Origin of the sequence: Tepidimonas taiwanensis, from assembly GCF_020162115.1 — a bacterium.
GTDB classification, from domain to species: Bacteria; Pseudomonadota; Gammaproteobacteria; order Burkholderiales; family Burkholderiaceae_C; genus Tepidimonas; species Tepidimonas taiwanensis.
The window spans coordinates 2,312,444-2,324,860 of record NZ_CP083911.1 but is presented as its reverse complement, the minus strand read 5'-3'; the positions used below and the strand labels follow the sequence as shown (position 1 = coordinate 2,324,860).

12 protein-coding genes are annotated in these 12,417 nt (G+C 67.5%); 7 read left to right on the top strand and 5 right to left on the bottom strand.

Features of this window, described 5'->3' with window-relative positions; genetic code table 11:
- Entirely contained in the window at positions 1 to 465 is a 465-nt protein-coding gene (locus LCC91_RS11025) for an acyl-CoA thioesterase (RefSeq protein WP_058615803.1), read from the bottom strand.
- Between the two features lie 15 nt (positions 466 to 480).
- On the opposite strand from LCC91_RS11025, the gene LCC91_RS11020 reads away from it, so the two are divergent.
- The 7 genes from LCC91_RS11020 to pyrC all read left to right on the top strand — a co-directional run bounded on the left by LCC91_RS11020 (position 481) and on the right by pyrC (position 7,796).
- Entirely contained in the window at positions 481 to 2,358 is a 1,878-nt protein-coding gene (locus tag LCC91_RS11020; RefSeq protein ID WP_390612115.1) for an ABCB family ABC transporter ATP-binding protein/permease, read from the top strand.
- Positions 2,359 to 2,388: 30 nt separating this feature from the next.
- Positions 2,389 to 3,312, top strand: coding sequence for a LysR substrate-binding domain-containing protein (locus LCC91_RS11015; RefSeq protein WP_058615802.1), 924 nt, complete (start codon positions 2,389 to 2,391; stop codon positions 3,310 to 3,312).
- A gap of 98 nt (positions 3,313 to 3,410) precedes the next feature.
- Entirely contained in the window at positions 3,411 to 4,313 is a 903-nt protein-coding gene (locus LCC91_RS11010) for an amino acid ABC transporter substrate-binding protein (RefSeq protein WP_143897298.1), read from the top strand.
- Between the two features lie 78 nt (positions 4,314 to 4,391).
- Positions 4,392 to 5,147: an amino acid ABC transporter permease gene (locus tag LCC91_RS11005; protein ID WP_143897299.1), complete on the top strand. Its 756-nt coding sequence runs from the start codon at positions 4,392 to 4,394 to the stop codon at positions 5,145 to 5,147.
- 1 nt (position 5,148) lies between these two features.
- Positions 5,149 to 5,817: an amino acid ABC transporter permease gene (locus LCC91_RS11000; protein ID WP_043697932.1), complete on the top strand. Its 669-nt coding sequence runs from the start codon at positions 5,149 to 5,151 to the stop codon at positions 5,815 to 5,817.
- A 39-nt stretch (positions 5,818 to 5,856) separates the two neighbouring features.
- A complete protein-coding gene (locus LCC91_RS10995; RefSeq protein WP_043698078.1) occupies positions 5,857 to 6,594 on the top strand; it encodes an amino acid ABC transporter ATP-binding protein in 738 nt (245 codons plus the stop codon).
- 161 nt (positions 6,595 to 6,755) lie between these two features.
- Positions 6,756 to 7,796 carry a dihydroorotase gene (pyrC, locus tag LCC91_RS10990; protein WP_143897300.1) on the top strand — a complete coding sequence of 347 codons (1,041 nt, stop codon included), beginning with the start codon at positions 6,756 to 6,758 and terminating at the stop codon, positions 7,794 to 7,796.
- 85 nt (positions 7,797 to 7,881) lie between these two features.
- On the opposite strand, the gene LCC91_RS10985 is transcribed toward pyrC, so the two are convergent.
- The 4 genes from LCC91_RS10985 to LCC91_RS10970 all read right to left on the bottom strand — a co-directional run bounded on the left by LCC91_RS10985 (position 7,882) and on the right by LCC91_RS10970 (position 12,384).
- Positions 7,882 to 9,429, bottom strand: a complete 1,548-nt coding sequence (locus LCC91_RS10985; protein ID WP_058615796.1) for a tripartite tricarboxylate transporter permease — start codon at positions 9,427 to 9,429, stop codon at positions 7,882 to 7,884.
- A gap of 3 nt (positions 9,430 to 9,432) precedes the next feature.
- Positions 9,433 to 9,870: a tripartite tricarboxylate transporter TctB family protein gene (locus tag LCC91_RS10980; RefSeq protein ID WP_390612118.1), complete on the bottom strand. Its 438-nt coding sequence runs from the start codon at positions 9,868 to 9,870 to the stop codon at positions 9,433 to 9,435.
- Between the two features lie 99 nt (positions 9,871 to 9,969).
- Positions 9,970 to 10,950 carry a Bug family tripartite tricarboxylate transporter substrate binding protein gene (locus LCC91_RS10975; RefSeq protein WP_143897302.1) on the bottom strand — a complete coding sequence of 327 codons (981 nt, stop codon included), beginning with the start codon at positions 10,948 to 10,950 and terminating at the stop codon, positions 9,970 to 9,972.
- A 75-nt stretch (positions 10,951 to 11,025) separates the two neighbouring features.
- Positions 11,026 to 12,384: a sensor histidine kinase gene (locus LCC91_RS10970; RefSeq protein WP_058615828.1), complete on the bottom strand. Its 1,359-nt coding sequence runs from the start codon at positions 12,382 to 12,384 to the stop codon at positions 11,026 to 11,028.
- Positions 12,385 to 12,417: the final 33 nt, after the last annotated feature.

Genomic DNA, 12,417 nt, shown 5'->3' with positions numbered 1-12,417 from the left:
TCAGGCGGTGGCGTTGCCCTCGGGCGCGGTGGTCGGCGGCCGTGGCACGGGGCGCGGCCGCCCCTGCTCGTCTATCGCGACATAAGTCAGTGTCGCCTCGGTCACCTTCACGCATTGGTAGTGCGGGCGCTGGCGCTCGGCCCACACCTCCACTTGTACCGTGATGGAGGTGTTGCCCACCCGCACCAGTGTGGCGAAAAAGCTCAGCAGATCGCCGACCTTGACCGGCTGCTTGAACAGGAACTGGTTGACCGCGACGGTCGCAAAGCGCCCGCCCATGTGGCGCGCGGGAATCACGGAGCCGGCGAGATCCACCTGTGCCATCACCCAGCCGCCGAAGATGTCCCCGTTGGCGTTGACGTCGGCGGGCATGGGGATGACGCGTAAAACGAGTTCTTTATCCTGGGGCAAGCCTCCTTCGGGGGCAGGGGTGGCTTGGGGCGAGGGTACGATGTTGTCTGTCATAACGGGCTATTGTCGATGATGCGAGAGGCGACGTCGCGCGCTGTGTATGCGGCCGGAGTGGGTGTGGCTCGGGGTCAGGATGTGCCTCGCAGCGACGCGCAGACGCTGCGCCGCCTGCTGCCTTATCTGTGGACGTACCGCTGGCGGGTGGTGCTGGCGATCGCGCTGATGGTCGCGGCGAAGGTCGCCACGGTCGGGGTGCCGCTGCTGCTCAAGGCCCTGATCGATGCGCTCACGCCGTTGCCGGGCCTGTCGGTGGCGGCCAGCGGCGTGGTGCTGGTGCCGGTGGGGCTCGTCCTCGCGTACGGGGGGCTGCGGCTGGCCAGCAGCGTGCTGGCGGAGCTGCGCGAGCTCGTCTTCATGAAGGCGACCGAGGGCGCGGCGCGCACGATCGCGCTGCAGGTGTTCGAACACCTACATGCGCTGAGCTTGCGCTTCCACCTCGAGCGGCAGACCGGGGGCCTCACGCGCGATATCGAGCGCGGCACGCGCGCGGTGCAGTCGCTGATCTCGTACTCGCTCTACAGCGTGGTGCCCACGCTGATCGAGGTGGCGCTGGTGCTGACGCTGCTGGGCACGCGCTTCGAGGCGTGGTACGTCTGGGTGACGGCCGCGGCGTTGGGGCTGTACGTGGTCTTCACCGTCAAGATCACGCAGTGGCGTACGGGCATCCGGCGCCAGATGAACGAACTCGAGTCCGCGAGCCAGACGCGCGCGATCGACGCGCTGCTCAACTACGAGACGGTCAAATATTTCGACAACGAGGCGTGGGAGGCGCGCCGCTACGCCGAGAGCCTGGAGCGGCTGCGGCGCGCCCGGCTGCGCACGCAGGCGTCGCTGTCGCTGCTCAACGCCGGGCAGCAGCTCATCATCGTCGTGGCGCTGGTGGCGATCCTGTGGCGCGCGACGCTGGCGGTGACCGAAGGGCGCATGACGCTGGGCGATCTGGTGATGATCAACGCCTTCATGATCCAGCTGTACATGCCGCTCAACTTTTTGGGCGTGCTGTACCGCGAGATCCGCCAGGGCTTGACGGACCTGGGGCGGATGTTCGATCTGCTGGCGCGCGAGTGCGAGGTGCGCGATGCACCGAATGCGCGCGAGCTGGTGCTCACGCGCGCGCCGGAAGTGCGCTTCGAGGGCGTGCACTTCGGTTACGAGCGCGAGCGGGAGATCCTGCACGGCGTCGATCTGGTCATCCCGGCCGGGCAGACGGTGGCGGTGGTGGGGCCGTCGGGGTCGGGCAAATCGACGCTGGCGCGGCTGCTGTACCGCTTCTACGACGTGGGCCGCCCGGGCGACGCCGCCGCCGCGCGGGCCGCGGCCGGGCGCATCACCGTCGACGGGCACGACGTGCGCGACGTCACGCAGGCGAGCCTGCGGCGCGCGATCGGCATCGTGCCGCAGGACACGGTGCTGTTCAACGACACGATCGAGTACAACATCCGCTACGGCCGCCCCAGCGCCAGCGACGAGGAGGTGCGCGAGGCCGCGCGCGCCGCGCACATCCTGGACTTCATCGAGCGGTTGCCGCAGGGGTGGCAGACGGTGGTCGGCGAGCGCGGCCTCAAGCTCTCCGGCGGCGAAAAGCAGCGTGTGGCCATCGCGCGCACGCTGCTGAAAAACCCGCCGATCCTGATCCTGGACGAGGCGACGTCGGCGCTCGATTCGGCCAATGAGCGCGCGATCCAGGCCGAGCTGCGGCGGCTCGCGCGCGACCGCACGACGCTGGTGATCGCGCACCGCCTCTCGACCATCGCGGACGCGCACGAGATCGTCGTGCTGGAGCACGGCCGCGTCGTCGAGCGCGGCCGCCACGCCGAGCTGCTGGCGCGCGGCGGGCGCTACGCGCAGATGTGGGCGTTGCAGCAAAGCGGCGCCGACACGCCGTGAGCGCCGCGGCCCCACCGAACGGAGGACACGATGGAAACCAAGTGGCTGGAGGACTTCGTCAGCCTGGCCGAGACGCGCAGCTTCAGCCGCTCGGCCCAGTTGCGCCACGTGACGCAGCCGGCGTTTTCGCGCCGCATCCAGTCACTGGAGGCGTGGGCCGGCGTGGACCTGGTCGATCGCTCGTCGTACCCGACGCGCCTCACGGAAGCCGGCCAGACGCTGTACGCGCAGGCGATCGAGATCCTGCAGACGCTGCAGACCACGCGCGCGCTGCTGCGTCAGCACACCGCGGTGGCCAAGGACGTGATCGAGTTCGCGGTGCCGCACACGCTGGCGTTCACGTTCTTTCCGACGTGGCTGTCGCGGCTGCGCGCGGCGCTGGGCCCGATCAAGACGCGGCTGGTCGCGCTCAACGTGCACGACGCGGTGATGCGCCTGACCGAGGGGGGGTGTGACCTGTTGCTCGCGTACCACCACGCGTCGCAGCCGATCGAGCTGGACGCCGGTCGCTACGAGATGCTGCCGCTCGGGCGCGAGGTGCTCGCGCCGTTCAGCCGCCCCGGCCCCGATGGCCAGCCCCTTGTGCGGCTGCCGGGCACGCCGCGCGCGCCGGTGCCGTACCTGGCCTACGCGCCGGGGGCGTACCTCGGGCGCGTCGTGGACTGGGTGCTGCGGCAGGCCCCGCAGCCCGTGCACTTGGAGCGCGTGTACGAGACGGACATGGCCGAGAGCCTGAAGGCGATGGCGATCGAGGGGCATGGTGTGGCGTTCCTGCCGGCGAGCGCGGTGCAGCCGGCGCTGGCCGATGGGCGCCTCGTGCCCGCGGCCCCGGCGTCCGGCACGTGGCAGGGTGAACTCGATATCCGGCTCTATCGCGCCCGCGGCGGACGGCACAAGCCTGCCGCGCAACGGCTGTGGGAGGACGTGCAGCGCCTCGGCACCGGACTGGCATGACCCCGCGCGCCGGCGGGGTGGGTTTGCCCGGGGCCGGATCGTGCCGGAAGGCGAGTAAGATTCGCTTTACTGTTTACCCACAAGGAAAGGATGACAGCATGAAGAAGTCTCTGCTGGCCCTGGCCATCACGGCGCTGGCGGCCACCGCCGCCCACGCCCAAGCCAACGACACCCTGGCCAAGATCAAGTCCACCGGCACGGTGACGATGGGCGTGCGCGAATCGTCCGGCGTGCTCTCGTACACGCTGGGCGATGGCAAGTACACCGGCTACCACGTCGAGATCTGCCAGCGCGTCTTGGGCGACATCCAGAAGCAGCTCGGCCTGGCCAAGCTGGACATCAAGTACCAGCCTGTCACCTCGCAAAACCGCATTCCGCTGGTGCAAAACGGCACCGTCGACATCGAGTGCGGTTCCACCACCAACAACCAGGCGCGCCAGCGTGACGTCGCGTTTGCCGTGACCACCTTCGTCGAGGAGGTGCGCATCGCGGTCAAAGCCAACTCCGGCATCAACTCGATCAAGGACCTCAACGGCAAGAACGTCGCCACCACCACCGGCACGACCTCGGTGCAGACGTTGCGCAAGCACGAGCGTGCCGCCGGTGTGGACTTTAAGGAGGTCTACGGCAAGGACCACGCCGACAGCTTCCTGCTGCTGGAGTCGGGCCGCGCGGACGCGTTCGTGATGGACGGCTCGCTGCTGGCTGGCCTGATCGCGCGCTCGAAGAACCCGGCCGATTTCAAGATCGTCGGTGAAGTGCTCAGCGTCGAGCCGATCGCGATCATGTTCCGCAAGGACGACCCGGCCTTCAAGAAGGCGGTGGACGACTCGATCATCGCGATGATGAAGTCCGGTGAAATCAACAAGATCTACGACAAGTGGTTCATGCAGCCGACGCCGCCCAACGGCGTGAAGATGAACATGCCGATGAGCGACACGCTCAAGGCGGCGATCGCCAACCCGAATGATCGGCCGATGGAGGCCTACGCGGCCAAGTAAGCGCGGCCTCGTGAGTCCTCGAACCCCGAGCGCGCCTCGCGCGCCGGGGTCTTTTGTTTTCGGACGGGAGCTCATCGCATGCAATGGGATTGGCAGGTGTTCTGCGAGGACACCATCACCCGCGAGGTGCAGCCGCGCTGCTTCGGCCCGGGCGGCGACATCACTTACCTTGAGTGGATGCTGTCGGCGTGGGGCTGGACGGTGTCGGTGTCGGTGCTGGCGCTGTTGCTGGCGCTCGTCGTGGGCAGCGTCATTGGCACACTGCGCACGCTGCCCCACAGCCCCTGGGTCGTGCGATTCGGCAACGCCTGGGTGGAGCTGTTTCGCAACATTCCGCTGCTGGTGCAGATTTTTCTGTGGTACCACGTGATTCCGGCGCTGATCCCCGCGCTCAAGGGCGTGCCGGGGTTCGTGCTGGTGGTGATCGCGCTCGGGCTGTTCACGTCGGCGCGCATCGCCGAGCAGGTCAAGTCCGGCATCCAGTCGCTGCCGCGCGGGCAGCGCTACGCGGCGCTGGCGCTGGGGCTCACCACCGCTCAGGCGTACCGCCACGTGCTGCTGCCGATGGCGTTTCGCATCATCATCCCGCCGCTGACGAGCGAGACGATGAATATCTTCAAAAACTCCTCGGTGGCGTTTGCGGTGTCGGTGGCGGAGCTGACGATGTTTGCGATGCAGGCGCAGGAGGAAACCTCGCGCGGCATCGAGATCTACCTCGCGGTCACGGGGCTGTACATCGTCTCGGCCTTCGCCATCAACCGGCTGATGGCCTGGATCGAGCGGCGCGTGCGCGTGCCGGGTTTCATCGCCAGCGGCGCGGCAGGGGGGCACTGAGATGCTGACGCTCGACTGGTCTTTCTACAACTGGGACGTCATCAGCAACTTCGTCCTCAAAGGCCTGCAGTTCAGCCTGATGCTGACGGTGGTGGCGACGCTGGGCGGCGTGGCGTTCGGCACGGTGCTGGCGTTGATGCGCCTCTCAGGCCGCGCGTGGCTGGTGTGGCCGGCGACGGTCTACGTCAACGGCATGCGCAGCATTCCGCTGGTGATGGTGATCCTGTGGTTCTTCCTGCTGGTGCCGTTCGTGATCGGCCGGCCCATCGGCGCGGAGGCGTCGGCGGTGATCACCTTCATCGCGTTCGAGGCGGCGTACTTCAGCGAGATCGTGCGCGCGGGCATCCAGTCGATCCCGCGCGGCCAGGTCTACGCCGGCCAGGCGCTCGGGCTGACGTACGGGCAAAACATGCGCTACGTCATCCTGCCGCAGGCGTTTCGCAACATGCTGCCGGTGTTCCTGACGCAGACCATCATCCTGTTTCAGGACACCTCGCTCGTGTACGCGATCGGCGCGTATGACCTGCTCAAGGGCTTCGAGATCGCCGGCAAGAACTACGGCCGCCCGATCGAGGCGTATCTCGCCGCCGCGGTCGTGTACTTCGTCATTTGCTACAGCCTCTCGGCGTTGGTCAAGCGGTTGCACGCGCGCATCGCCATCATCCGCTGACCCCGCCCCCATCGGAAGGATGTCGTCATGGAACGACCGATGATCGAACTGAAAAACGTCTCCAAGTGGTACGGCCCCGTGCAGGTGCTCAACGACTGCTCCACCACCATCCGCAAGGGCGAGGTGGTCGTGGTGTGCGGGCCGTCCGGTTCGGGCAAGTCCACGCTCATCAAGACCATCAACGCGCTGGAGCCGATCCAGCAGGGGGAAATCTGGGTCAACGGCGAGCCGGTGCACGACCCGAAGACCAACCTGCCCAAACTGCGCAGCCACGTCGGGATGGTGTTTCAGCACTTCGAGCTGTTTCCGCACCTGACGGTGACGGAGAACCTGACGCTGGCGCAGGTGAAGGTGCTGGGCCGCAACCCCGAGGACGCCAAAAAGCACGGCCTGAAGTACCTGGAGCGCGTGGGCCTGATGGCGCACAAGGACAAGTACCCGGGGCAGCTCTCCGGCGGTCAGCAGCAGCGTGTGGCGATCGCCCGGGCGCTGTCGATGGACCCGATCGTGATGCTGTTCGACGAGCCCACCAGCGCGCTCGACCCGGAGATGGTGGGCGAGGTGCTCGACGTCATGATCGGCCTGGCGCAGGAGGGCATGACGATGATGTGCGTGACGCACGAAATGGGCTTTGCGCGCAAGGTGAGCGACCGCGTCATCTTCATGGACGTCGGTGGCAAGATCCTGGAGGACTGTCCGAAGGAGGAGTTCTTCGGCAACCCGGACGCGCGCCAGCCGCGCACCAAAGACTTCCTCAACAAGATCCTGTCGCACTGAGCCAGTCGTGCCCGCCGTGCGGGGGCGGCCTCGATGGTGGGTGCCACCGCGTCGAGTGCGAGTCGTGCCCGCCGTGCGGCGGGGCCAGTGGGGCGTGCGTGGTGTTGTTGTAGCGCGTGGCCCGCGACGGGTCCGTGGCAGGGGTGCGACAATCGCAGGCAATGGATACCGCCGCCGAACTCACGCTCACCCGCCCCGACGATTGGCACGTGCACCTGCGCGATGGCGCAGCGCTGGCCACGACGGTGCCGCACACGGCCGCGCAGTTCGCGCGCGCCATCGTCATGCCGAACCTCAAGCCGCCCGTGACCACCGCCGCGCAGGCGGTGGCGTACCGGCAGCGCATCCTCGCCGCACTGCCGGCGGGCATGGCGTTCGAGCCGCTGATGACGCTCTATTTGACGGACAACCTGCCGCCGGAGGAAATCCGCCGCGCGCGCGAGGCGGGGGTGGTGGCGGTCAAGCTCTACCCGGCGGGCGCCACGACCAACAGCGACGCCGGCGTGACCGACATCCGCAAGACGTATCGGACGCTCGAGGCGATGCAGCGCGAGGGCGTGCTGCTGCTCGTGCACGGCGAGGTGACCGACGGCGAGATCGACATCTTCGACCGCGAGGCGGTCTTCATCGAGCGGGTGCTCGAGCCGCTGCGGCGCGACTTTTCCGAGCTGCGCATCGTGCTCGAGCACATCACGACCAAGGAGGCAGCGCAGTACGTCGCCGCGGCGCCGCGGCATCTCGCGGCGACCATCACGGCGCACCACCTGCTCTACAACCGCAACGCGATCTTCACCGGTGGCATCCGGCCGCACTATTACTGCCTGCCCGTGCTCAAGCGCGAGGAGCACCGCCGCGCGCTGGTGGCCGCCGCGACCAGCGGTGACCCGCGTTTTTTCCTGGGCACGGACACGGCCCCGCACCCCGCGCGCCTGAAGGAGCACGCCACGGGATGCGCCGGGTGCTACACGGCGCCGGCCGCGCTGGAGCTGTATGCGGAGGCGTTCGAGGCGGCGGGCGCGCTGGACCGGCTGGAGGCGTTCGCCAGCTTCCACGGACCGGATTTCTACGGCCTGCCGCGCAACACCACGCGCGTGACGCTGCGGCGCGAGGCGTGGACGCTGCCCGAGTCGTACACGTTCGGCGAGGCGGTGGTCAAGCCGCTACGCGGCGGCGAGACGCTGCGCTGGCGGCTGGTGGCTTGAGCGATCTCCCCAGTCGTGCGCTGTGCGCCACCGCCCGCGACCGGCTCAGGCGCATCCCGAGCCGGTGTTGGGGTGCTGTCACTTGTCACTGTGTGCGCTGGGCGAGCGCGTCGCCGCGGGGCGTGGTGGCCGAGCGACGGTGCCTGCGTGCGCGCAGCAGCGGTGGCACCACCAGCACGGCCGCGGCCAACATCCACAACCCCATCGTCACCGGGCTGGACCACAGGATGTGCAGCTCGCCGTTGGTGATCGACAGCGCACGGCGCAGGTTTTGCTCCATCAAGCCACCGAGCACCACGCCCAGCACCATCGGGGCCATCGGCAGGCCCATTTTGCGCAGGCCGTAGCCGACCACGCCGATGCCCACCATCAGCAGCAGATCGAAGGTGCTGGAGCTGAGCGCGTACACGCCGATGAAGCTCACCGCCAGGATGCCCGGCACCAGCAGCCAGCCGGGGATGGCCAGCATCGCGGCGAAGACGCGCACCATGGGCACGTTCATGATGAAGAGCATCACGTTGGCGATGAAGAGTGAGGCGATGAGACCCCACACCAGTGCAGGCTGGGCGTCGAAGAGCACCGGGCCGGGGGTGATGTTGTAGAGCGTGAGGGCCCCCATCATCACCGCCGTGGTGCCCGAGCCGGGCACGCCCAGCGTGAGCATGGGGATGAAGGAGCCGGTGGCGGCGCTGTTGTTGGCGGCTTCCGGCGCGGCCAGTCCACGCAAGTCACCCTGACCAAATCGGGCATTGGGGTCTTTGCCTTCGTGCAAGCGCTTTTCGTTGGCATAGGCCACGGCCGAGGCGACGCTGGCTCCGGCTCCGGGCAGCACGCCAATGCCAAAGCCCATCAGCGCCGAGCGCACGGTGGTCCACCACGTCAGCCGCAGCTCGCGCCAGTTGAAGAGCTTGCGTTCGCCCGGGGGCACCTCGACCTTCTGCCCGGTGAGCAGGTTCTCCAGCATTTGCAGCATTTCGGCGATGGCAAACAAACCGATGACCACGACGACGAAATCGATGCCATCGGCCAGCTCGGGCAGATCAAAGGTGTAGCGGTAGACGCCCGAGTTCGCGTCCACCCCCACGCAGGCGATCGCCAGGCCGATGGTCGCTGCTAGTACGCCTTTGACCGGTTGGTCGCCCAGCAGGCTGCTCAGGGCACAAAAGGCAAACACCATCAACACAAAGTACTCGGCCGGACCGAAGGCCAGCGCCCATTTGGCCACCAGCGGTGCAAAAGCGGCCACGCCCAGAATCGCCACGGTTGAGCCGATAAAGGAAGCCCAAGCCGACAGCGACAGGGCCACGCTGGCCATGCCTTGGCGGGCCAAGGGGTAGCCGTCGAGCGTGGTCATGACCGCGGCGGCTTCGCCCGGCACATTGAGCAAAATGGAAGTGATGCGCCCACCGTACTCTGCACCGACGTAGACCGCTGCCAGCAGTATCAGCGATGTTTCGGGCGGCAGGTTCATCGCAAAAGCGATGGGTACCAGCATGGCCACGCCGTTGATGGGGCCCAGGCCCGGCAGCACCCCGACCACCGTCCCCAAGAAAGCCCCGACGGCGGCTACCAGCAAGTTGGTCGGGGAGAGGGCCACACCAAAACCCAGCCCCAGGTGTTGCAAAACATCCATTCTTTAGCTCCCGAAATTCAGCACGCCCATGGGCAGGACCACCTCAAACACCTTGTCGAACAGCAGGTAAAGGCCCAGTCCCAGGCCCGCGCCGCCGATGGCGCAGTGGTGCCAACGGCCCCCGAATAGGCGGCCGACGAGCGTGGCCATGAGCGCGGTGGACACGATGAAGCCCAGGCTCACAAAGGCCAGCGCATAGCCCGTGACCAGCGCGGCCATGGCGGCGATGCGTGTGTTGGCCCCCGGGGGGTTGGGCTCGGCGTGTTCGCGGCCGCGCACGAGCAGCCACGCGCCGCAGCCGGCGATGACGGTCGCCAGCAGCAGCGGAAAGGCGCGCGGACCGACGGGCTCGTAGGAGAAGGGGGCCTGCAAGTCCCAGCCCTTCCAGGCCAGCAGCGCGGCCAGCAGCAGGGCAAACAGCCCCAGCACACGGTCGTTCAGAAACATGGGGCGCTTCCTGTCGGTACAGATGTGCAGATGTACAGAAAGATACACGAACCCCGCCGCCTGCGGCGTGCAGCGGCGGGGTCGAGCGGGGGGTTACTTGGACAGGCCGAATTCTTTGACCAGTTCGGCGTAAGCGCGAGTGCGCTCCTTGACGTAGCGGTCGAGCTCAGCCCCCACCATGTCGAAGGGGAAGAGACCGCGCTGTTGCTGCAAGGTAGCGAAGCCAGGCGCACTCATCGCCTTTTTGAAGGCGGCCGCCCACCATTGGTAGTCGGCGTCCGAGACTTTGGGCCCCATGTAGAAGCCGCGGATGATGGGCCAATCGATAGCGAATCCCTGCTCGATCGCGGTGGGCACGTTGGAGAGCCGGCCCGGCAGGCGCTTCTGGCTGTAGACGGCCAGCACGCGCACGGGGGCACCACCCTCGAGCGCTTGCGCGGCTTCGGAGGCGTCGCCCATTTGTACGTGGATGTGGCCGCCACGCAGCGCGGTCAACGCATCCCCTCCGCCTTCGAACGCCACGTAGCGGATGCGCTTGTAGTCCACGCCGGCGGCTTTGGCTGTGAGAGCCGCTTTCATCCAGTCTTGGCTGCCGACCGAGCCGCCACCGCCAAATACGATTTGGCCGGGGTCGCCCTTGAGCGCGGCCATGAGTGCCTTGAGGTCTTGGTAGGGGCCGTCAGCGCGCACCATGATGACCCCGTAGTCGGCTCCGATGGCGGCGAGCCAGCGCACGTCGTCGACCGTGTATTTGCCAAATTTGCCCTGAGCCAAGTTCAGCAGCGAGCCGCCGGAGAAGGCCACGATGGTGCCGGCTTCCCCCGGGCGCTGGGTGATGATGTTGTTGTAGGCCACGGCACCCACGCCGCCAGGCATGTAGGAGATGCGCATCGGCGTTTTGAGGGCGCCGCTGTCGGCCAAGGCGGTTTGAGCCAGACGGCAGGTGAGGTCAAAGCCGCCGCCGGGCTGGGCGGGCGCGACGCATTCGGGGCGCGCTGGCTCGGCCTGCACGGTTGCGGTGGCCCACCCCGTCAGTGCTACGACAGTTGAAAGTAGCCAGTTTTTCCAGTTCATCGTCGATGTCTCCAATGTCGAGGGTTGCCCGTCTGTTTGTCGGGAGCGCCTACGGTAGCGAACACCGCCTTTCAGTTAGCTTTCGGAATGCGCGGGACCTCCTAGGGAAAACACCAAGGCCGCCACCAAGCCGGTGCGCCCGTCCGTTCGATTGCGCAGCTCCAGCCGTGCGCCGTGGGCCTGCGCGATGGTGTGCACGATGGCCAGCCCCAACCCGGCTCCCGGCAGCGCTTTGCCTGCTGTTCCACGCCGAAAGCGTGTGCCCGCCAGTGTGATGTCGTGTGGCGTCATGCCCGGGCCTTGATCTTCGATTTCGATCCACACGCAGCCGCTGTGGCTGCGCACCGCCACCGTGATCGATCCCCCCTCAGGGGTGTAGCGAATGGCGTTGTCGAGCAAGTTGGCGACGGCCTCTCGCAGCATCCATTCGCAGCCGTGGATGAGCGGGCCGTTATCCGGGGCTTCGACCCCAAGGTCCAGACGCTTGGATCGGGCTTGCGGGAGCTGCAGTCGCACCACCTCGCACGCCAGTGCACTCAGGTCCACGGTTTCGCGGACCCACGACTGCAAGGTCAGCGACGCGTCACGGGCGCGCGCCAGCGCCAGCATCTGATTGACCATGCGCACGGCGCGATCCAACCCCTCGTGCATGGCCTGCAAGGCGCGGTGCACCTCGGCCATGTCGTGCTCGCGCAGCGCGTAGTCCACTTGCGTGCGCAGCACGCTCAGCGGCGTGCGCAGCTGATGCGAGGCATCGTCGAGAAACTGCCGCTGCGCGCGCGCCATGTCGGCGTAGCGCGCCATGTGCCGATTGACGGCCGCCACCAGAGGCCGTACCTCGGTGGGCACACCCGTGTCGTCGATGGGGCGCAGGTCGTCTGCCGCCCGGGCCTCGAGTTCGCGTTGCAGCCGTGTCAAGGGCCGCAGCGCCACCACCACGCCAACGATCAATAGCACCACGCTCATGGCGATGCCGATGAGGTCGCGCTCGATGCTGCGACGCAGCAGCTGGCGCAGGAATATCTCTCGCGTGCCCACGCTTTCGGCCACCTGCAAGACGATGCGGGTCGTCGGGTTGTTGGGCAGTGGCGGTGTGGCCGGGCGGGCCAGCGCCGCCACGCGCACCGGTGTGTCCTCGTGCATGGCGTAGTAAAAGCGTGGCTCGCCCGTGCGCAGGGGCTCGGCGGGCAGCGGCAGAAAGGGGCTGCCGATCTCGGCCAAGCCGTCTTCGGTAGCGACGCGAAAATACACGCGCGCGTTGGTGGTCAGCTCGAAAAATTCGAGCAGCACGAAGGGTTGCTCGACGGCGAGTCCACCGCTGGCGGTGGAGACGTTGAGATCGATGGCGCGCAGCGCCCCGGCCAGGGCGCGATCGTAGGCGGCGTCGACCTCTTGGCGCAGCAGCTGATTGGAGCGCCACAGCGTCAGCCCCATGATCAGCACCAGGCCCGGCACGAGCCACCCCAG